Origin of the sequence: Brevibacterium litoralis, assembly GCF_040212315.1 — a bacterium.
Classification (GTDB): Bacteria; Actinomycetota; Actinomycetes; order Actinomycetales; family Brevibacteriaceae; genus Brevibacterium; species Brevibacterium litoralis.
In genome coordinates this window covers 148435-168799 of record NZ_JBDIUY010000035.1, presented here as the reverse complement: position 1 = coordinate 168799, position 20365 = coordinate 148435, and the positions used below count along the sequence as shown (strand labels likewise).

Sequence of the window (20365 nt, the reverse complement as noted above, 5' to 3'; positions counted from 1 at the left end):
CCGCGCGGCCGGGAGATGACGGCCACCGTCCTTCGGTGTCCGAGGTTCTTGGTAGCGTGAGCCCCACAGTTGAATAACAATCGATATGTCTTGCGTATGATCCCCGGCCCCGGACGGCACCGACCCCGTGTCGACACCGTCCGAGGCTGGGAGCTCGCGCAGAACAGACTGCGGTCGCATATGTGATGATGTCGTGCGGATCACGTACCGTGCGGCGCGCGCCCGCGGCCACAGCCCACCCCTGGTCCTCAGGAAGGAAGACCCACTCCCATGCGGATTGTCACTTTTGTCAAGTACGTCCCGGACGCAGCCGGTGACCGTGCCTTCGAGTCCGACAACACCGTCGACCGCGAGGCCGACGGTCTGCTCTCCGAGCTCGACGAGTACCCGGTCGAGGAAGCACTGAAGCTCGCCGACGAGGACGACGACGTCGAGGTCATCGCACTCACGGTGGGCCCCGACGACGCCGTGGACGCCGTCCGCAAGGCCCTCCAGATGGGCGCCGACTCCGGCGTGCACATCTGCGACGACGCCCTCGAGGGCTCCGACGTCCTGTCGACCGCCAAGGTGCTGGCCGCCGGCGTCAAGAAGGTCGAGGAGGAGGAAGGCCCGGTCGACCTCGTGCTCACCGGCTTCGCCTCCACCGACGGCCAGATGTCCGTCGTGCCGATGATGGTCGCCGAGATCCTCGGCCTGCCGGCAGCCACCCAGGCCAACACGCTCGAGGTCGCCGACGGCAAGGCCAAGATCCGCCGCGACGGCGACACCGCCTCGCAGTTCATCGAGGTCTCCCTCCCGGCACTCGTGTCCGTGACGGACCAGATCAACGAGCCGCGCTACCCCTCCTTCAAGGGCATCATGGCCGCGAAGAAGAAGCCGCTCGAGGAGTACGAACTCGATGAGATCGGTGTCTCCGAGGACGAGGTCGGCTCGGCCGGCGCCTCGACCGAGGTCACGGGCATCGAGGAGCGTCCCCCGCGTACCGCCGGTGAGATCATCACCGACGAGGGCGACGGCGGCACCAAGCTCGTCGAGTGGCTCGCCTCGAAGAAGCTCGTCTGACACCCGTCCCCCGAATCACGGAAGAGAAGATATTCATGTCCGAGATCATCGTTCTCGTCGATCACGTGGACGGCGCTGTCCGCAAGTCCACCCTCGAACTCCTCACCCTCGCCAAGGCGCAGGGCGAGCCCGTCGCCCTCTTCATCGGTGACGAGGCCAAGGGCAACGAAGCCGCCGCCAAGCTCGGTGAGTACGGCGCGGAGAAGGTCCTCGTGGCCGCCGACGCCGTGTACACCGACCACCTGGTCCGTCCGGCCGGTGAGCTCCTGGCCGACCTCATCTCCACCCGCTCCCCCGCCGCCGTGCTCGTGCCGGCGACCGGTGAGGGCAAGGAGATCGCCGCGATCGCCGCCGTGAAGACCGGCTCCGGTCTCATCACCGACGCCGTCGCCGTCGACGCCGGTTTCGAGGCCACCCAGTCCGTGTTCGCCGGTTCCTTCACCGTGACCGGCAAGGTCACGAAGGGCACCCCGATCATCGCGGTCAAGGGCAACTCCGTGGCACCCGAGGCGAACGCCGGTGCCGGTGCGGTCGAGGTCGTGTCCTTCGCCCCCTCGGAGATCGCGACCTCCGCGAAGATCGTGTCCGTCGAGGAGAAGCCGGCCTCCGGTCGTCCCGCCCTCACCGAGGCCGCCATCGTGGTCTCCGGCGGTCGTGGCACCGGTGGCGACTTCGCCGCCGTCGAGGCCTTCGCCGACTCCCTCGGTGCCGCCGTCGGTGCGTCCCGCGCCGCCGTCGACGCCGGCTGGTACCCGCACACCTTCCAGGTCGGTCAGACCGGCAAGACCGTGTCGCCGCAGCTCTACGTGGCCAACGGCATCTCCGGTGCGATCCAGCACCGTGCCGGCATGCAGACCTCGAAGAACATCGTCGCCGTCAACAAGGACGACGAGGCCCCGATCTTCGAGCTCGCCGACTTCGGCGTCGTGGGTGACCTGTTCACGGTCCTCCCGCAGGCCACCGAGGCCGTCCAGGCTCGCAAGTGAGGTCCACCCTCGCGTGAGGCACTGAGCTCACAGCTCCTCCGGGCGCCCGCCTCCCCTGCACGTGATGTGCAGGGGAGGCGGGCGCCTCGTGCGTGTGGGGTTCGGCGGCCTGCGTGTGGGTTCATGTGGTCCGACAACGGGCTGTTGTGATCCGCGAGATACCCGGGATATGGCCTCCGACGTGGTCTTTCTCAAAGTCCTGTCTCAGAATGAGATACGCGTTCCGACTGCTGACATCTGTGAGTGTGTGGGTCTAGTGTTGTTGTCGTAATCACGAGATCCTCTCTCACAGGAGACATGATCAGTCATGAGCACTGACAAGGGATCGACGGCCGGCGCGGTCCGGACCGCCTCCTCCGCGGCCGCCGGTGCCGCAGCCCCCGCCGGCACCTCCTCCGCAGGCGCCTCGTCCGCGGGGAGGAAGAACCACTCCTGGATCTGGCAGACCGCCCTCGTCCTCGTCGTGACCGTGGCCATCTGGCTGGTCCCGCCGCAGGCGGACATGGATCCGCGCGGCATGCACATGCTCGCGATCTTCGTCGGCACGATCCTCGCCCTCATCTTCCAGATCCTGCCCACCCCGTCGATCTCCCTCATCGGCCTGTCCGCCGCGATGATCACCGGATCCATGAGCGTCGGCGACGGTGAGGCTCTCCAGGGCTTCGCCAACTCGACCGTCCTCCTCATCGTCGCCGCGTTCTTCATCGCCGACGGGTTCCTCATCACCGGTCTCGGGCGGCGGATCGCCCTCGTGTTCGTCTCGCTGCTCGGCAGGACCCCGCTCGGTGTCTCCTACGGCCTGGCGATCACCGACCTCGTGCTCGCTCCCGCGACCCCCTCGAACACCGCACGTGCCGGTGGCGTCGTCTACCCGATCATCCGGTCGATCGCCGGCACCCAGGGCTCGACCCCGGAGACCGAGGAGTCCCGCAAGAAGGTGGGCGCCTACCTGGTCTTCACCGCGGCCTTCGTCAACACCATCACGTCCGCCATGTTCGTCACGGCCATGGCCGGCAACCCGGTGGCACAGTCCGCCGCCGCCGACCTCGGCATCGAACTGACCTGGGGCGGTTGGGCCTGGGCGGCGCTCGTTCCCGGCCTCGTGTCCCTCGTCGCGGTCCCGTGGGTCATGACGAAGATCTACCCGCCGACCACGAAGTCCACTCCGGAGGCCCCGCTGCACGCACGCGCTTCGCTCGTGGAGATGGGTCGTATGTCCGCCCGTGAGTGGATCATGTCCGGCACGTTCCTCATGCTGCTCGTCCTCTGGATGTTCGGTGGCACCCTCGGCGTCAACGCCACGGCCGCCGCTTTTCTGGGCATCGCCGTCCTGCTCGTGACCAAGGTCCTCACCTGGAAGGACATGGCCGGCAACGCGAGCGCCTGGAACACGTTCATCTTCTTCGCGGTCCTCGTCGGCATGGCCACGCATTTGGCCGACCTCGGGGTCATCGCCTGGGTCGGTGTCGTGGTCTCCGGGTGGGTCTCACCGCTGCACTGGTCCGTGGCCTTCGTGGTCCTCGCGCTCGTGTATTTCTACAGCCACTACCTGTTCGCCTCGAACACCGCGCACATCACCGCGATGTACGCCGTGTTCCTCGGAGCCGCGGTCGCCGCCGGTGCTCCCCCGCTGTTCGCCGCCGCCTTCTTCGGCTTCCTCGGCAACCTGTTCGGCGCCCTCACCCACTACGCCTCCGGCCCGTCCGGTGTGGTCTACGGCTCCGGCTACGTCAAGGTCTCCGAATGGTTCCGGGTCGCGTTCGTCATGTCGATCGTCGTCCTGGTCATCTGGGCCGTCGTCGGCGGCGCCTGGCTCAAGCTCCTCGGCTGGTGGTGAGCGCCGGCGCCAGCGCCGGATCCTGAAATCACGGGGTTTGTCGCAGATACCGAGTGTTGTTCCTCGGCATCTGCGACAAACCCCGTGATCTCTTTCGTGCACGTTGCGCTGTCCAGCAGACGAATCCCCGACCACACGCATTCTCACCACCGCGGCACGACGATCCGGGCCTCCCGGAGCATCCTCATGAGTCCCACGGGTCGTGTGGTCTCGGACCCGCCGCCGAGGTGCTCGTTCGTCACCCGCTTCACCACCCCTGCATGACCCGCCAGTCGGTTCTGTCGCTCCTTCTCCGAATCGAAACTGCCCGACCGGGGATCGAAGTCCGCTCCGTACTTCTCCTTCCCGTCCGCCTCGAACACGGCCCTCTGCTTCTCGAACCAGATGTCCACCCGGGCATCGAGCTCGCCGGTCTCACTGTCGAAGAACTCCTGTTGCTGGACCCATCCCGTGACCCCGAGCCTGTGGAGCACGTAGGCCGTCCGTGCTTCGAGAGGCGAGCCCGACAATCCCGCACACTGCCCCAGTGTCTCGATCGCCGAGGACTTCACCTTTCCGTAGGTCCCACCCGTGAGGATCTCGTCGACACACTGTTTCCGGAGCTCACGGAGTTCGGCCGGCACCACGTCCAGCCCCCAACTGAGAGGTGCCCCGATCTCGCGCGGCCGGACCCAGTGATCCGGGACCGTCGCACCACGTGCGTGCCACTCCTGGAAGTTGAAGCCGTGGAACCCGGGAACGCGGCCAGGGCGATCCACGTCCCCCGAATGACCAGGCCCCGGATGGACATGCGCGAGGAAACTCTCGAGCGCGACGTGACCACATTCCTGGGACTCGGTGCGCATGAGGTCCGCGACCGTCCGCTCCGGCGTCGTGACGAGGAAACGGTAGGTCTCGCTACCGTCCAGGGACCGGATGTCCACCTCGGTCGCGGCATCCGCGGGCAGGGGGGCCTTGCGGACCCAGACGTGTCGGGTCTTCTCGCTCCGATGGGGAGAGGTGACCTCCAGCTTTCCCGAATCCCGGCCCGAGACCGCCAGCCCCCACACACGTGCGGCCGACCGATGGCTCACGATGGCGTCCACCCCGCCGGAACTCTTGGGCGAGCAGACCTCTCCGAGCAGGCGGAGGCGCTCACGGTTCCGACGTGCCGCCTTGTGGACGACACGCGGTCGGCCCCCACGATCGATGTCCACCCGCCCGAGAAATCCCGGTGCGTCGACGAAGGCGCTGGTCCACGCATGGTCCTCCCGTGGGCAACGGCCGACCACGTGATAGAGGCCCGGCCGGATGAGCACGACGCAACAGCCGACCACATCACTCCGGCGTCGCCCGGAGACTCCGTGGTGGGCTGCTTGAGCACGAGTGAACGTATTGAACATGGATCGATGATGAACGCATCGATGTTCGATACACAAGGGGACTTTCACTCCTGTGGATGAACAGAGGTGTCATTCGGCGCCGTCCACAGGGCCGGTCACACGGGTCACCTGAGACCATCACGGGGTTTGTCGCAGATGCCGAGTGATGTTCTTCGGCATCTGCGACAAACCCCGTGATTTCACGTTGGGTCGGCGGAGGCCGGCGCGCACCCGGCGACGCGCGCGGCGGGCGGCTCAGTCGTCGCGGCGGCGGCCCTTGAGGACCGCGCGGAGCTTCTCCTTGTTGACCCCGGCGATCGCGGTGAGCGGGATCCCGGCGGGGCAGACCTCCGCGCACTCCCCGAACACCGAGCAGGGACCGAAGCCCTCCTCGGACGCCTCGACCATGTCCCGGGCCCGCCGCGCACGCTCCTGCCTGGTCGTCGGCAGTACCGAGAGCTGCAGCAACTTGGCCCCGGTGAACAGGTTGGCCGACCCGTTCGGGCAGGCCGCCACACACGCCCCGCACCCGATGCACGCGGCCATGTCGAGCGCCGTCTCCGCCCTCTCGTGCGAGAGTTGGTGGCCGTCCGCGTCCGGTGCCGTCCCCCCGTCGATCGAGACGTACCCGCCGGCCTCGATCACCCGGTCGAGGTTCGAGCGGTCGACCGCCAGGTCCTTGACCACCGGGTACGACCCGGACCGGAACGGCTCCAGCCTCACCCGCGCGCCGTCGGCGAACGAGCGCAGGTGTTGCCGGCACGAGGGCGTGTTCGCCTGCGGCCCGTGGGGTCGGCCGTCGACCGTCACCCCGCACGATCCGCAGATCCCCTCGCGGCAGTCGGAGTCGAAGGCCACGGGGTCCTCACCGCGCTCCACCAGGTCGTCGTTGAGCTTGTCGAGGGCCTCCAGCAGCGAGAACTCCGGGCCGACGCCGTCGAGTTCGTAGTCGACGAACCGCCCGGCGTCCCCGGCCCCCTCCTGGCGCCACACCGTGAACGTGAGTCTCATCCGTTCCTCCTCGTCATCTCACGCCGTCGAGGCGCCCTGGCCGCCTGCACCACACGCGCGGTCCGCGCACCGCTCCCTCGCACCACGCGGCTCACCTGTAGTTCCTCGTCTCGGGCGGCACGGACACGAAGTCGAGCGGCTCCTGGTGCCGCACGTAGCGTCCGTCCTCGCCCTTCTCCCAGGCTGAGGCGAACTGCCATCGCTCGTCGTTCCGTTTCGCCTCACCGTCGGGGTGTTGGTGTTCGGTCCGGAAGTGCGCGCCGCAGGACTCGTCACGGTCCAGCGCGTCCAGGCACATGAGCTCGGCCATGTCCAGGTAGTCGGCCACCCGACCGGCACGCTCCAGCTCCTGGTTGAACCCGCCCGAACTGCCCGTCACCCGCAGGTCCGACCAGAACTCCGTCCGCAGGTCCTGCACGCCGGCCACCCCCGCGGCCAAGGACTCACCGTCCCGGGACACCCCGCAGTGGTCGTAGAGCAGGGACCCCAGCCGACGGTGGAACCGGTCGGGCCCCTGGGACCCGCCGATGTCGATGAGACCCTGCACGCCCGCCTCGGCCGTTTCCCGCGCGGCGACGACCGCGGAGTCGTCGGCGGCGAGCTTGTCCTCCCCGAGCAGGGGTGCCAGGTAGTTCGGCACCGAGTAGGGCAGCGTGAACCACCCGTCCACACAGGCGGACAGCAGCGAGTTGGCGCCCAGCCGGTTGGCCCCGTGGTACCCCCAGCCGGACTCCCCGCCGACGAACAGGCCGGGGATCGAGGTCATCATGTCGTAGTCGCTCCACAGGCCGCCCATCGCGAAGTGTGCGCCCGGCGCGATCCGCATGGGCACCTCGTACGGGTTCTCCCCGGTGGCGTCCTCGTACATCTCGAACAGGTTCCCGTACCGCTCGGCGATCACCTTCTGCCCCAACCGACCGATCGCATCGCGGAAATCGAGGTACACGGAGTTCTTCAGGGGCCCGACCCCACGCCCGGCCACGATCTCGTCCCGGGCCGCCCGGCTCGCCACGTCCCGCGGGGTCAGGTTGCCGTAGGCGGGGTAGCGTCGCTCCAGGTAGTAGTCGCGTTCGGCCTCCGGGATGTCACCGGGCGCCCGGGGGTCGCCGGGTTCCACCGGCACCCAGATCCGCCCGTCGTTGCGCAAGGACTCCGACATGAGAATCGTCTTCGACTGCCACTCGGAGCTCACCGGCAACGCGGTCGGGTGGAACTGGATGAAGCTCGGGTTCGCGAAGTACGCGCCCTTGCGGTGCGCGCGGAACGCCGCGGTCACGTTCGAGTTCTTGGCGAGCGTCGACTTGAAGAACACGTTGCCGTACCCGCCGGTCGCGAGCACCACCGCGTGCCCCGTGATCGTCCTGATCTCCCCGGTCACCAGGTCACGGGCGACCACACCCGCGGCCTTCCCGTCGGACACGATGAGGTCGAGCATCTCGGTACGTGTGTGGAGGTTGACCGTCCCGGCGGCCACCTGCCGCAACAGCGCTTGCGAGGCGGCGACCTGCAACTGCTGCCCCGTCTGCCCCCGCGTGTAGTAGGTCCGCGAGACCTGCACACCGCCGAAGGACCGCGTCGCCAACTGCCCGCCGTACTCCCGGGCGAAAGGCGCGCCGATCGCCTCCATGTGGTCGATGACCCGCACGCTCTCCTCGGCCAGCCGCCAGGCGTCGGCCTCTCGCGCCCGGAAGTCGCCACCCTTGACGGTGTCCTTGACGAACCGCGCGAGCGAGTCGTTGTCGACCTTCCGCCCGCGTGCGGCGTTGATCCCGCCCTGGGCCGCGACCGAGTGCGCCCGCCGCGGGGCGTCGTGGAAGGTGAGCGCCTCGACGTCGTAGCCGAGCTCGCCCAGCGCCGCCGCACACCCGGCTCCCGCCAGGCCCGTGCCCACGACGATCACCGTGAACTTCCGCCGGTTGAGCGGGGACACGAGCCGGTAGTGGAGCTTCCGGTCCGCCCAGTGGCGCGCGGGGTCCGTGTAGGGGTCCACGAGCCCGGACACGTCCGAACCCACCGTCCGCAAGCCGTCGAGCAGCTGCCGCGGTCCCGCGTGCCGCGCGGACACGTGTGCGGCCTCGCCACCCGTTCCCGAGGCGCCGTGGTCCGAACCCCGACGCACCCCCTCCGACCCCGCCCGGTCCGCGGTCGAGGCGCCCTCCTGGCCCGCTCCCTCACCTGCGCTCGCGGGGCGTCCCCGCCCTCTCCGCAGGCCACGGAGGAGGCCCGAGGTCGGGGCGCCTCGGCGGCGGGAGGGGGACCCGGTGTCCGGGTCGGTGTCGTGACGGGGCGTCATGTGAGGGCTCCGATCTGCACGGCGAGGGGGATGGAGACGTTGCCGAGGGCGATCACCAGGCCGATGAGGAGGCCGGCGACCTTGAAGACCGCGCGGGTGCGGCGGCCGGTGACTCCCAGGTCGTGGGCGGTCGTCCACACGCCGTGGGCGATGTGGGCGACGAGCACGAGCATCGCAAGGACGTAGACGGCGGCCGACCAGGGGCGGGAGAAGCTCGCGACGAGGTTCGCGTAGGCGGCACCGTGCTCGAAGACGTCGGTGGCGAGCGGTTCGACGGGCACCGTGAGGTCGAGGATGTGGAAGACGACGAAGAGCAGGATGACGACCCCACTCACGAGCATCGTGCGCGCCGCGAAGGTGCGGGCGGGCAGGCCCCGGCGACGGAACCGACCCCGGGCGCGGCGAGCGCGCACGACGATGAGGAAGGCGCACAACACGTGCGCCACCAGGCAGCCGAGGAGCACGATCCGCAGGATCCACAACAGGCCGCCGTAGGGCAGGACCGGCTGGAAGGCCGTGCGCAGCCAGTGGGCGTAGTGGTCGAACTCGGCGGGCCCGAAGTAGATGTGCAGGTTGCCGTACATGTGCACGAACACGAAGGCGACGAAGACGAGGCCGGTGAGGGCCATGATCGTCTTCGCCCAGTAGGTGGACAGCGGGAACCTACGGTGGTGGACGGGCGGCGTGGGGCGGGCGCCGGGTCGGGAGGGGAGGGTCGCGGTCATCGTGTGCCTTCCGATCGAACCGACACCGAATTGATTGCTCAGGTCACACGTTACGCCCCCATCACTTCCCTGAGAAGGGTGCACACACGCCATCACGGCCGTCTGTCGTCCTCACGGTGGAAGAACACCGTGAGGACGACAGACGGCCGTGATCTCGGGCGAGCCCGCCGCGTGGCGCGGAACCCGTCAGTGCTGCGGAACCCGTCAGTGCTTGGGTTCGCCACCCGCCTCGGTGTCGTCGGAGGAGCTGCCCGCGGACGGGGTGTCGTCGACCGGGACGTCCTCGCCGGCACCCGGGTCCTCGACGGCGGCGGCCTGGTCGCGGGTGACCTCCTCGGACACCTCGTCGACGGCCTGGCCCTCGGCGTAGACCGTCTCGCCCTGGGCGCGCTTCACCGCGTCCTGGGCCTTCGAGCCGAGGTCCTGCGCGCGAGTGCGCACCTGGTCCGCCGTCGACTGCACGGTGGACTGCACGCGGTCGACGACGTCCGGCCCCACCCGGTCCTTCACGGCATCGGTCGCGCGGTGGACGCCGTCCTGCACCTTCGGGTCCGACCACAGGTTCTCCACCTGGGTCTTGAGTCGTTCGTAGCTCTGACGGCCCGCACGGGAGCCGAGGATGAAACCGGCACCCAGGCCGGCCAGGAGGACGAGTCGCTTCTTCATGGTCGATCTTCCTTCACGTCGGAGGGCGGGTGCGCGACGCCCCGGCCCCGTCGGGAACGGCACGGGTCCGGACGCCGAGACACGGGCGTACTCCCCCATCATTTCCCGCCGCACCCGATGTGACAAGACACACACCTCCGCGGGTTCGTGGTCCACCGTGTGGCCATGCCCGATCCCCACTCCCCCGCACCGTCCCCCGGATCCCCGACCCCGTCCGCCTCCGCCGCTCCCACCGGCACCGACTCCAGCGGCTCCGGCCCCACCGACGCCGCCACCCGCGCGCGCATCCTCGCCGCGGTCGACGCCGCCTTCGACGACCAGATCGCCTTCACGCAGCGCATGGTCGCGTGCGCCTCCCAACACGCGGACGAGGAGGCCGCCCAGGACCTCATGGAGGCCGCCTACCGCGAGCGCGGTTTCACGATCGACCGCTGGCACCCGGACCCCGAGCGCCTGGCCGCCCACCCCGGCGGCGGCCCCGTGACCGTCGACTACTCGACGATGACCAACGTCGTCGGCGTGCTCGATCCCGCGCCCGAGGCGCCCGCCGGGTCCGCACCCGAGGCGCCCTCCCCGGCCCGCTCCCTCCTCCTCAACGGCCACATCGACGTCGTCCCCACGGGTCCGGGGGAGACCTGGAGCCGCGACCCCTACGACGCCGCCGTCGAGGACGGCTGGTTGTACGGCCGCGGTGGCGCCGACATGAAGGCCGGGCTCGTGGCCAACCTCTTCGCCTACGACGCCGTCCGTGCCGCCGGCGTCACCCCGCGGGGGCGGCTGACCTTCGAGTCCGTCGTCGAGGAGGAGTGCACGGGCAACGGCTCCCTCGACGCGTTCCTGCGCGGGTACACGGCCGATGCGGTCGTCATCCCCGAGCCCGAGGAGGACATGCTCGTCCGTGCGAACGTCGGCGTCATCTGGTTCACCGTGCGCGTCTCCGGCCGGCCCACCCACGTCCGCGAGATGACCGCGGGGTTCAACGCGATCGAGGCGTCAGGCGCCGTCATGACGGAACTCAAGGCGCTCGAGGCGGAATGGAACGCCGAGAAGCACCTGCACCCGTACTTCGAGGACCTCGAGCACCCCATCAACATCAACCTCGGCGGGATCAGCGGCGGCGACTGGCCGTCGAGCGTGCCGAGCTGGTGCGAGCTGCAGATCCGCGCCTCGATCTATCCCGGGACCACCGCGGACGAGGCGTGGGCCCGGATCGAGCAGGCACTCTCCACCGCCCAGGCCTCCGATCCGACGGGGAACCTGCAGGTGAACGCCGAGCGTACGGGCTTCTACGCCGAAGGCTACGTCCTTCAGGAGGGCACCGAGGCCGAGACGGTCCTCGCCCGCGCCCACCAAAAGGTCTTCGGCACTCCCCTGCAGTCCTTCACCACCCCGGGCTACCTGGACGGACGCGTGTTCTCCCTCTACGCGCAGGTCCCGTGCCTCACCTACGGGCCCGTCTCCGAGGCGATCCACGGTTTCGACGAACGCGTCGACGTCGAATCGGTCCGGCGGATCACCAAGTCGATCGCGCTGTTCATCCACGAGTGGAGCTGCTGAGCGGGGCATGCGCTGCGGCGGCGGCACCGGTCACTCCCGGACCCCGCCCTACACTTGTGGGGTGCCTGAAGCAGACGATCACCTCCCGTCCACCCCCGCCGAGGCCGGGGACGCCGCCGAACCGCAGTTCCGCCGCACCCCGGTGTCCTTCGTGCGCCGCAGCCACCGGATGTCCGACGCGCAGGAGCGTGCCTGGGCGGAGCACTCGCCGAAGTACCTGGTAGACGTGCCCCGCCACATCGCCTCCACCTCGGTCGACCCACAGGCCCGGCTGGACCTGCAGGCCACCTTCGGGCGGAGTGCGCCGGTGACGATGGAGATCGGCTCCGGGCAGGGGCACGCGATCGTCGCCGCGGCCACGGCGCACCCGGAACGGGATTTCCTCGCCGTCGAGGTGTACCGCGCGGGTCTCGCCCGCACCGTGTTCAACGCCGAGGACGCGGGCCTGACGAACCTTCGACTCGTCGAGGCCAACGCCCCCGAGGTGCTCGACTCCTTCCTCCCGGCCGGTTCCCTCGACGAGCTGTGGATCTTCTTCCCCGACCCCTGGCACAAGAAGCGCCACACCAAACGCCGCATGGTGAAGGAGGGGTTCGGCCCCTCCCTGCGCCGCGCTCTGCGTCCCGGCGGGCTCGTCCGCCTGGCGACCGACTGGGAGGACTACGCCATCCAGATGCGTGAGGTCCTCGACGGCGCGCCCGAGGTCGAACGCACCTTCTCAGGCGACTGGGCACCCCGCTACGAGGGCCGCGTCATGACCGCCTTCGAACGCAAGGGACTGGAGAAAGGCCGCGTGGTCCGCGACCTCACCTACCGCCGCGTCTGACCCGTCTCCCCGCCGCCGAGGCGCCCTGCCCGCGATGTGGGACACGGAAACTTCCCCGCCGGAACGTCTTCCCCGGTGAGGCCTCCGGGGGCGACACTGGTCACATGACCGTTCTCATCGCACACCTACCCTCCCCCGAAGGCAACGCCGCACTCGAACTCGGTATGGCCGAGGCCCGTCTGCGCGGCACGAAGGCACTCGTCGTCACCTCCCCGCGGTCCGGCGGGCGGGAACCGTGGAACCACCTCACCAAGGCCCAGCGCACCCGGATCGACGAACTCGGCGCCGCGCACGGGGTCGAGATCGATCTGCGCACCCCGGAGCACGGGCCCGATCATCACCTCACGGACGTCCTCAACGAGATCGCGGACGCCGAGCACGCGCAGGTGCTCGTGATCGGCATGCGGCAGCGCAGTCCGCTCGGCAAGTTCGTGCTCGGGTCGATGGCCGAACACATCCTCATGAAGTCCCACGTCCCGGTCCTCACCGTGACCGCGGAGTACGACGGCCCGGAGTACGACGGCCCGGAGTCCTGAATGTCAGATGTCGGTTCTGCCTTGAGATGCAGTTCGCGCGCATTGCATCTCGAGGCAGAACCGACATCTCATCATGTGGTTCCCGGGTGGACGGGCCGGTGGCGGCCCGCCGGTGGGTCACTCGCCGGTGTCGACACCCTTGGTGCGCCGCCACAGCAGGGCGAGGATCGCGATGACGACGGCGAGGCCCGCGATCGACAGCAGGACGATCATCGGCGTCGACATACCGCCGGAACCCTCCTGGGCTTCCGTGGACCCGTCAGCGGCGGCCGGTTCGTCCACGGCACCACCGGAGACGTCCGCGGTCTCCTCACCGAAGGCCGGCGCCTCGGACTCCGCATCGGCGGTCTGCTCCGAGGCCTCCATCGTCGCGCTCCCGGCGTCCACCGCGTCGTTGAGGGTGAAGCCGAACTCACCACTGATCGGGTGCCCGTCCGCACTGGTCACCCGCCAGGTGACGGTGTAGTCACCGGCCGGCATGCCCTCGGGCAGCGCGGAGGTGAGCGTCGCGCCGTCGACCTTGATCTCGCCGGCGGAGTAGTCCTGACCGTCCTCGTCGTGCTCGACGACCACCTCGGCGCCCAGTTCCTGGACGTTCCCGCTGAAGGTGAACTCCATCCACCCGGGCTGGGTGTCGAGCTCGTCCCCGTCGGCGGGGTTGCTGCTCACCAACTGGTCGTGCGCCTGGACGGCCGGGGCGAGGACGAACGTGGCCGCCAGCGCCAGCAGGACCGCACCGATCAGGGCGGACAGGCGCAGGTGGACGGGTCGGGTGGGCCGGGCGATCGCGGTGTGCATGGGTTCTCCGTTCGTCGGGGGAAGGAACGTGGTCGACTGCCCCCAGGGTAGACCTCGCACCTGGATTACGGTGGGAACCATGACCGAAGCCACACTGCCGCACGGCGACCCCCACACCTCCGCCCGCCAGGACCTGTTCCGCCACGTCAACGGCGCGTGGATCGACTCGTTCGTCATCCCCGACGACCGCGCCGCCGACGGCGCCTTCCGCACCCTCCACGACACGGCCGAGGAGAAGGTCCGCGACATCGTCACCGGCCTCGGGTCGACCGACGGGACCTCCGGGGGCCCTGCGCCGGAGCCCGGCAGCGAGGCGCAGAAGGTCGCGGACCTCTACGCCTCCTTCATGGACACCGCCCGGATCGAGGCCGCCGGCGCAGGACCCCTGCAGGAGGACCTCGACGCGATCGCCGGAGCGCACGACCACTCGCAGCTCGCGCACCTCGTCGGTCACCTGGAGCGCACCGGTGGTCCCTCCGTCATCGGTGCCTACGTGAGCGCCGACGCCAAGGACTCGGACACCGACGCCCTCCACCTCGTCCAGGCGGGACTCCACCTCCCCGACGAGTCGTACTACCGCGGCGAGGACAATGCACCGATCCGCGAGAAATACCTGACCCACGTCGCCGCCGTCGCCCGCCTGGCCGGCCTCGACACCCGCACCGGACGGAGCCCGGAGGACCTGGCCGCGCTGGTCCTCGACCTGGAGACACGGCTGGCCGCCCACCACTGGGACCGGGTCACCAGCCGCGACGCGGAGAAGACCTACAACAAGGTCGACCGCGCCGACCTCACGGCGCTCGCCCGCGGTTTCGACGTCGACGCCTGGCTGGCCGGCTCCGAGGCGAACCACGCCGAGTACCTGCTCGTCTCCCAGCCGTCCTTCCTCACCGGGCTCGGCGAGGTGTGGGCGGGTACCGACCTGGAGGACCTCAAGGCCTGGCTGAGCTTCGGTCTCGTCGAGTCCTTCGCCTCCCTCCTCACCGAGGAGTTCGTCGAGGAGAACTTCGACTTCCACTCCCGGACCCTGTCCGGCACCCCGCAGATCCGCGACCGCTGGAAGCGCGGGATCGGACTCGTCCAGGGCCTGCTCGGCGAGGCCGTCGGCAAGCTCTACGTAGCACAGGAGTTCCCGGAGTCCGCCAAGACGGCCGTCCGTGCCCTCGTCGACGACCTGCTCGAGGCGTACCGCCGGTCCATCACCGACCTCGACTGGATGGGAGCGGAGACCAAGCAACGGGCCCTGGCGAAGCTCGACCGGTTCACGCCCAAGGTCGGGTACCCCGACGTCTGGCGGGAGTACCCCTTCGAGGTCGACCCGAGGGACCTGGTGGGCAACGTCAAGCGCGCACACGCCGCCGAACACGCGCGACAGATCGCCAAGATCGGGCAGCCGGTCGACCGCACCGAGTGGCTCATGACCCCGCAGACGGTCAACGCCTACTACCACCCGGTGCTCAACGAGATCGTGTTCCCCGCGGCCTTCCTGCGTCCGCCATTCTTCGACCCGGAAGGGTCCGACGCCGTGAACTACGGGGCGATCGGCGCGGTCATCGGACACGAGATCGGCCACGGGTTCGACGACCAGGGCTCCCGCTACGACGGCGACGGCAACCTGGTGGACTGGTGGACCGCGGAGGACCGGGAACGGTTCGAGGAGCGGACGAGGGCACTCATCGACCAGTACGAGGCGCTCGTGCCCGCCGGACTCGATCCGAACCACCACGTGAACGGGGCCCTCACGATCGGCGAGAACATCGGCGACCTGGGCGGACTGTCGATCGCATGGAAGGCCCTGCACATCCGGGCGGAGTCCGAGGGCCGCGAGGTCACCGCGGAGGAGGGCCGGGACTTCTTCCGGTCCTGGGCCGCCGGATGGCGCACCACGATGCGCGAGGAGGAGCGGGTGCGCCGCCTGGCGATCGATCCCCACTCCCCCGAGGAGTTCCGCTGCAACCAGGTGGTGAAGAACATCGACGCCTTCGCCGCCGTCTTCGAGGTGCGGCCGGGCGACCCCATGTGGCTCGAACCAGAAGCCCGCGTCACCATCTGGTGACGAGCGGCACGGGAGCACGGCCAGGGCGGCGTTGTCGTCGCTCGAAGTACCAACCCCACGTACGTCTTCGCTCCTCCGCCTTGCCCTGACCGCACTCCCGCACCGCTCGTGCGGGAGTGCGGGATTCAGGTGGTGCGGAGGAACTTGGCGAAGCGGGAGGCGAGGGTGAGCCAGGGAGCGCGCTCCTCGGGTGCGGCCTCGCGGGGCTGTTCCTGGTGCAGGTCGATCCCCTCGATCGCGACGACCCCGGTCCCCACCGCACGGGAGACGAAGTCCTTGACCCCACCGAGTTCCCCGAGGTCCTCGGTCACGACGATGACGCCCTGCGGGAGTCGCACGTCACCCGTGGGATCACCCGGGGTGGCGTCCTCGCCGACGACCGGGATGAGGCCGGTCTCCGCGGCGGACACGGAGTCCTCCGCGGCCACCTTCGCCGCCGCCAGCAGGACGGGTGCGGCCGTGCCGATCGCGACGACGGGGCGGCGGGCGGCGAGCGCGTCGACGAGTTCCGGCTCGAGCCCCGCGTCGGCCGGGCGGTCGTGGGAGTCCCGATCGGCGTCGCCGACGAGGACGATCGCGTCGAAGGCGGACACGGCGGGCACCCCGGCCATCCCCGGGAGGTCCACCCGGGTGAGGTCGAGACCCTGTGTGTCCCACACGGCGAGCAGGGTGTCGATCTCCAGGTCGTCCTCGGTCTCGACGAGGAGGACGGGGGTCGTCACCCCCTCGGTCGTCATGGTCTGGAGCGGACGCCGTTCCCCCGCCTCGACCAGCAGGTCCACCCGGTTGTCCTCGACCGGGGCCGGACACGTGGCGTAGGGCGTGAACGCGAAGGGGTAGTTGACGGCCCGGTTGAAGTCGAGGAACACACGGCCCTCGGCGTCGGGTACCCCGAGCGACAGGCGCCGCCAGGCCGCCGTGGACTCGCCGTTCGTCCCGTCGTGGAAGGTGAGATCGAGTCCCTTGGCGGGGTCGCCACCGACATAGAGCGAGTATTCGCGACCGCCGAGGGTGAAGGTGACGGTGCCGGTGAACCGGGCGTCCAGGTCGAGTCCGCAGGCCGCGGTGTCGATCCGGCGGGTGACGGGCGCCTCGAAGGCGGTGAACCGGCCGGCGACGATCCAGTCGGGCGAGAGCGGGAAGGTCGGCACGTCCAGGAACCCGGCGAGCAGCGGGGAGGTCGAGTCGTGGCGGCGGATCGCCACGTGACCGCCGCGGTTGAGGACCTCGTACTGGACGGTGTCGACGAGGACCCACAGGAGGTCGGCGCCCTCACCGATCCGCACGGACATGACGCCGTCGGCTGAGTCCACCTCGACGTCGTCCGTCGGGTGGGACATCGCGTCGAGCGCGGCGGGAGCGGGCCCCGCGGACACCCCGGGTGCCAGTTCCAGGGTCACCCAGGTCTCCGGGTGCGACCGGCGACCGGCTCCGGGCCGCTCCTCCAACCGGAAGACGCCGGGCGCGCCCTCCCAGGTGGTGTCCTCGCCCGGGCACAACCAGGTGAGGCCCGTGATGCTCAACCAGCCGAAGGGGCGGGCCAGGTCGGACAGACGGGCGTCGTGCCAGGTGTGCCATTCGGCGCTGTACTGGTCCACGGATTCGTCTCCTCGCTGGGTCGTGTCCGGCCCCGGAGGGCGCGGATCCCACGGTGGGTGCCGGTCCCGGCGGGTGACACGACCCGCAGGGTCCCGGACGGATCGCCCGGGCCGGACACAGGGTAGTTCAATCTTCAATACTTCGAGCCGTCCGCCCCCATCGTAGGGTGCCCGCCGGACCGATGGGCCGCACGGCGCGCGGCCGCTCGACGTTCCGCCCGGAGTTCGGCGGTGGTGCCCGCGAGCAACCAACGGACCACCCCGAACAGGACAAGGCAGATTGTCGCACCCAGTGTGACGACGAAACCCGTGTGCGGGCCGAACAGATCGATGGCGGTGCCCGTGAGCCAACTGGAGATCGCCTGACCGACGACGAGGCCGGTCGACATCGAGGCCATCACCGTCGTCGTCCGCCCGAAGGGGGCCACGCGGGAGGCGATCGAGAACATCGTCACGAGCGCCGGACCCACGCCGCACCCGCCGATCAGGAGGGAGACGACGAGGAAGGTGAGCGACGGGTCGGCCGTGACGGTCGGCACCGCGCCGAGGACCATGAGCCCGGCGAACACGATCCATCTCGCGGACATCCCGAACCGGAGGGGCAGCAGCGGCACGAGCATGGCGCACGTGGCCGATCCGATCCCCAGGATCCCGTACAACAGTCCCGTGCTGTCGCCGGACCCCCGGGCCTCCATGTACCCGGTGAGGCTCGCGAGCAGCGACCCGAAGAAGTACCCGATCGTCACCATCCCGAGAATCGGCAGCAACACACGGGCGCGGAACAGCTCCCGGACGGGGTCCGGGTGGATCCGTTCGAGCGGGTCCGCCGACTCGGGGACGTCGTCCGCGGCCGAGAGGCCCCCGGGGGTGCCCACGGACCCGCCGGGGACGGCGGGCTGGTCGGAAGGGGAGGGCGCCTCGGCGTGCGTGGTCGGCACCGGGCCGGGAGCGGCCTGGGCGGACTCCCGGGCGAGGGTCCGGCCGCGCGCGTACACGTAGGTGGGGTGGAGGGCGTAGGCGACGACGGCGCCGGCGGTGAGCAATGCCGCCACGTAGAGCGGGACGACGATCCCCACGAGCGAGGCGAAGAGGCCGGTGAGGACGGGGCCGAAGACGAAGCAGATCTCGTCGGTCATCGACTGGTAGGACAGGACCGTCGAGGTGGCGCGTTCGCGCTCGTCGCGGGCCTCGATGCGGGCGCGGAGGATGTGCAGCCAGCGGGCACGGACCATCGAGGAGGCCTGCGGGGCACTCGCGCCGATGAGGAAGCCGCAGAGCATGACGGTCGTGACGGGCACCTCGACGCCGAGGGTCTCCGTGCGGAGGACGAGGGCGAGCGCACCCATGGCCAGGGCGTTCGCGACGGCGCTCACGAGGAGGACCGGGCGTTGGCCCCAGCGGTCGGCGGCGGCCCCGAAGAGGGGACCGGACAGGGCGGTGCCGAGGCCGACGAGGGCGGCGGTCGCGCCGGCCTCGGACATGGACCCGCGGACGGCGCTCACCGAGGTCATCACCGCGACCGTGCACATCGCGTAGGGGAGTTTGGCGAGCACCTCGATGACGAGGAGGGGCAGGCCGACGAGGTGGAGCAGACGGGTGAGCACGGGCCCAGGCTAGGGGATGGGCCTCGGGGCGGGGCCTGGTGAGGGCCGGGCGGGAGGGAACCTGCGGGAGGTCACCATGGGAGTTCCCCGGCGGGAGGTCACTAGAGTGGCGGGTATGACACGACTGAGCACCGACTCCCCCGCCCGCGCGGTCGCCGAGGACCTCGGCGCCTTCGTCGCCGCCTCGCCCACCTCCTACCACGCCGCCGCGACGGCGCGGGAGCGGCTGGTGGCCGCCGGGTACACCGAGCTCACCGAGGCGTCCTCCTGGGACCTCGGCCCGGGCGGGAAGTACGTGGTGGTCCGCGACGGCTCGGTCATCGCCTTCGCGCTGCCGGCGGGCGCCTCGGCGGCGGGCGGTGCCGGTGCGGCCGTGCCCGGGTTCCACGTGTTCGGCGCGCACACCGACTCGCCGGCCTTCAAGCTCAAGCCCTCGCCGGACTTCCTCACCGAGGGCACCCACCAGGTGGGGGTGGAGATCTACGGCGGGCCGCTGCTGAACTCCTGGCTCGACCGGGAGCTGTGCTTCGCCGGTCGGCTGGTGCTGCGCGACGGGACGAGCGTGCTCGCGCGCACGGCGCCGATCGGGCGGATCCCGCAGCTGGCCATCCACCTCGACCGCGAGGTCAATCAGAAGCTCGCGCTCGACAAGCAGCGGCACCTGCAGCCGGTCATCGGGCTCGCCGACCTCATGGGGCCGGACGCGACGGCCGAGGGCGTGCTCGGGTTGCTCGCGGACTCCGCCGGGGTCGCGGTCGCGGACGTGGCCGGGTACGACGTCCTCACGATCCCCGCACAGGAGCCCGCGCTGTTCGGCGCGCACGAGGAGTTCCTGGCGAGCCCGCGGCTGGACAACCTGTCCTCGGTCCACGCGGGCGCGGCGGCGATGGAGCTCGTCGACCCGGCCGCGCTCACCGCGGTGCCGGTGTTCGTGGCGAACGACCACGAGGAGGTGGGGTCGGGGACGCGGTCGGGCGCCTCGGGACCGTTCCTGGAGAACGTGCTCGAACGGATCGTCACGGCCTCCGGTGGGGACCGGAGTACGTTCCTGCAGGCACTCGCCGCTTCCTTCTGCATCAGCTCCGACGCCGGGCACGCGGTGCACCCCAACTACCCGGAGCGACACGACCCCGTCGCCCGCCCGCGCCTGGGGCACGGCCCGCTGCTCAAGATCAACGCGAGCCAGCGGTATGCGACCGATGCCGCCGGGACCGCCCGCTGGGCCACCGTGTGCCGCGCGGCCGGGGTGGAGTACCAGGAGTTCGTGTCGAACAACGCGATGCCCTGCGGCACGACGATCGGCCCCCTCACCGCCACCCGGCTGGGGATCACGACCGTCGACGTGGGACTCGCCCTGTGGAGCATGCACTCGGCGCGCGAGATGTGCGCGATCGAGGACGCCGCAGGGCTGTTCCGTGCGGCCACCGCGTACCTCGGCTCCTGACCCGC

The 20365-nt window shown here is 70.2% G+C and carries 16 protein-coding genes; 8 read left to right on the top strand and 8 right to left on the bottom strand.

What is annotated here, in order from left to right:
• The first annotated feature begins 270 nt into the window (after nt 1-270).
• From AAD496_RS12745 to AAD496_RS12735, 3 genes are all read left to right on the top strand, one after another.
• Nucleotides 271-1062: an electron transfer flavoprotein subunit beta/FixA family protein gene (locus tag AAD496_RS12745; RefSeq protein ID WP_349829173.1), complete on the top strand. Its 792-nt coding sequence runs from the start codon at nt 271-273 to the stop codon at nt 1060-1062.
• Nucleotides 1063-1097: 35 nt separating this feature from the next.
• Nucleotides 1098-2048: an electron transfer flavoprotein subunit alpha/FixB family protein gene (locus AAD496_RS12740; protein ID WP_349829172.1), complete on the top strand. Its 951-nt coding sequence runs from the start codon at nt 1098-1100 to the stop codon at nt 2046-2048.
• A 307-nt stretch (nt 2049-2355) separates the two neighbouring features.
• Entirely contained in the window at nt 2356-3885 is a 1530-nt protein-coding gene (locus AAD496_RS12735) for a DASS family sodium-coupled anion symporter (RefSeq protein WP_349829170.1), read from the top strand.
• Between the two features lie 143 nt (nt 3886-4028).
• Here AAD496_RS12735 and AAD496_RS12730 read toward each other — a convergent pair whose 3' ends face one another.
• The 5 genes from AAD496_RS12730 to AAD496_RS12710 form a co-directional block, all read right to left on the bottom strand.
• Nucleotides 4029-4958 (bottom strand): hypothetical protein, encoded by a 930-nt coding sequence (locus AAD496_RS12730; RefSeq protein WP_349829169.1) that lies wholly within the window; start codon nt 4956-4958, stop codon nt 4029-4031.
• Between the two features lie 543 nt (nt 4959-5501).
• On the bottom strand, nt 5502-6257 hold the full coding sequence (locus tag AAD496_RS12725) for a succinate dehydrogenase/fumarate reductase iron-sulfur subunit (protein ID WP_349829167.1): 756 nt from the start codon (nt 6255-6257) through the stop codon (nt 5502-5504).
• 91 nt (nt 6258-6348) lie between these two features.
• Nucleotides 6349-8550: a fumarate reductase/succinate dehydrogenase flavoprotein subunit gene (locus AAD496_RS12720; protein ID WP_349829166.1), complete on the bottom strand. Its 2202-nt coding sequence runs from the start codon at nt 8548-8550 to the stop codon at nt 6349-6351.
• Nucleotides 8547-9275, bottom strand: coding sequence for a succinate dehydrogenase cytochrome b subunit (locus tag AAD496_RS12715; RefSeq protein ID WP_349829164.1), 729 nt, complete (start codon nt 9273-9275; stop codon nt 8547-8549). The genes AAD496_RS12720 and AAD496_RS12715 overlap by 4 nt, the downstream gene beginning before the upstream one ends.
• 204 nt (nt 9276-9479) lie before the next feature.
• On the bottom strand, nt 9480-9941 hold the full coding sequence (locus AAD496_RS12710; protein WP_349829163.1) for a hypothetical protein: 462 nt from the start codon (nt 9939-9941) through the stop codon (nt 9480-9482).
• A gap of 165 nt (nt 9942-10106) precedes the next feature.
• Here AAD496_RS12710 and AAD496_RS12705 point away from each other — a divergent pair, with 165 nt between their 5' ends.
• From AAD496_RS12705 to AAD496_RS12695, 3 genes are all read left to right on the top strand, one after another.
• The gene (locus AAD496_RS12705) at nt 10107-11498 is read left to right on the top strand and encodes an ArgE/DapE family deacylase (RefSeq protein WP_349829162.1); all 1392 of its coding nucleotides are present in this window, start codon (nt 10107-10109) and stop codon (nt 11496-11498) included.
• Between the two features lie 169 nt (nt 11499-11667).
• Complete coding sequence (trmB, locus tag AAD496_RS12700; RefSeq protein ID WP_349829187.1) at nt 11668-12324, top strand: tRNA (guanosine(46)-N7)-methyltransferase TrmB; 657 nt, start codon at nt 11668-11670, stop codon at nt 12322-12324.
• A 104-nt stretch (nt 12325-12428) separates the two neighbouring features.
• Complete coding sequence (locus AAD496_RS12695; protein ID WP_349829161.1) at nt 12429-12860, top strand: universal stress protein; 432 nt, start codon at nt 12429-12431, stop codon at nt 12858-12860.
• 117 nt (nt 12861-12977) lie between these two features.
• Here the strand turns inward: AAD496_RS12695 and AAD496_RS12690 are convergent, their stop codons facing one another.
• Nucleotides 12978-13658, bottom strand: a complete 681-nt coding sequence (locus AAD496_RS12690; RefSeq protein ID WP_349829160.1) for a copper resistance CopC family protein — start codon at nt 13656-13658, stop codon at nt 12978-12980.
• 79 nt (nt 13659-13737) lie between these two features.
• Between AAD496_RS12690 and AAD496_RS12685 the strand changes: the two genes are divergently transcribed.
• Nucleotides 13738-15714: a M13 family metallopeptidase gene (locus tag AAD496_RS12685; protein WP_349829158.1), complete on the top strand. Its 1977-nt coding sequence runs from the start codon at nt 13738-13740 to the stop codon at nt 15712-15714.
• A 125-nt stretch (nt 15715-15839) separates the two neighbouring features.
• Here AAD496_RS12685 and AAD496_RS12680 read toward each other — a convergent pair whose 3' ends face one another.
• A complete protein-coding gene (locus AAD496_RS12680; protein WP_349829157.1) occupies nt 15840-17312 on the bottom strand; it encodes a DUF1684 domain-containing protein in 1473 nt (490 codons plus the stop codon).
• Between the two features lie 134 nt (nt 17313-17446).
• Nucleotides 17447-18916 (bottom strand): MFS transporter, encoded by a 1470-nt coding sequence (locus tag AAD496_RS12675; protein WP_349829156.1) that lies wholly within the window; start codon nt 18914-18916, stop codon nt 17447-17449.
• Nucleotides 18917-19031: 115 nt separating this feature from the next.
• Between AAD496_RS12675 and AAD496_RS12670 the strand changes: the two genes are divergently transcribed.
• Nucleotides 19032-20360, top strand: coding sequence for a M18 family aminopeptidase (locus AAD496_RS12670; protein ID WP_349829154.1), 1329 nt, complete (start codon nt 19032-19034; stop codon nt 20358-20360).
• The last annotated feature ends 5 nt before the right edge of the window (nt 20361-20365 follow it).

Coding starts and splice junctions, on each gene's coding strand:
- AAD496_RS12745 (WP_349829173.1), top strand. CDS start 271: ATGCGGATTGTCACTTTTGTCAAGTACGTCCCGGACGCAGCCGGTGAC.
- AAD496_RS12740 (WP_349829172.1), top strand. CDS start 1,098: ATGTCCGAGATCATCGTTCTCGTCGATCACGTGGACGGCGCTGTCCGC.
- AAD496_RS12735 (WP_349829170.1), top strand. CDS start 2,356: ATGAGCACTGACAAGGGATCGACGGCCGGCGCGGTCCGGACCGCCTCC.
- AAD496_RS12725 (WP_349829167.1), bottom strand. CDS start 6,257: ATGAGACTCACGTTCACGGTGTGGCGCCAGGAGGGGGCCGGGGACGCC.
- AAD496_RS12720 (WP_349829166.1), bottom strand. CDS start 8,550: ATGACGCCCCGTCACGACACCGACCCGGACACCGGGTCCCCCTCCCGC.
- AAD496_RS12715 (WP_349829164.1), bottom strand. CDS start 9,275: ATGACCGCGACCCTCCCCTCCCGACCCGGCGCCCGCCCCACGCCGCCC.
- AAD496_RS12710 (WP_349829163.1), bottom strand. CDS start 9,941: ATGAAGAAGCGACTCGTCCTCCTGGCCGGCCTGGGTGCCGGTTTCATC.
- AAD496_RS12705 (WP_349829162.1), top strand. CDS start 10,107: ATGCCCGATCCCCACTCCCCCGCACCGTCCCCCGGATCCCCGACCCCG.
- trmB (WP_349829187.1), top strand. CDS start 11,668: ATGTCCGACGCGCAGGAGCGTGCCTGGGCGGAGCACTCGCCGAAGTAC.
- AAD496_RS12695 (WP_349829161.1), top strand. CDS start 12,429: ATGACCGTTCTCATCGCACACCTACCCTCCCCCGAAGGCAACGCCGCA.
- AAD496_RS12690 (WP_349829160.1), bottom strand. CDS start 13,658: ATGCACACCGCGATCGCCCGGCCCACCCGACCCGTCCACCTGCGCCTG.
- AAD496_RS12685 (WP_349829158.1), top strand. CDS start 13,738: ATGACCGAAGCCACACTGCCGCACGGCGACCCCCACACCTCCGCCCGC.
- AAD496_RS12670 (WP_349829154.1), top strand. CDS start 19,032: ATGACACGACTGAGCACCGACTCCCCCGCCCGCGCGGTCGCCGAGGAC.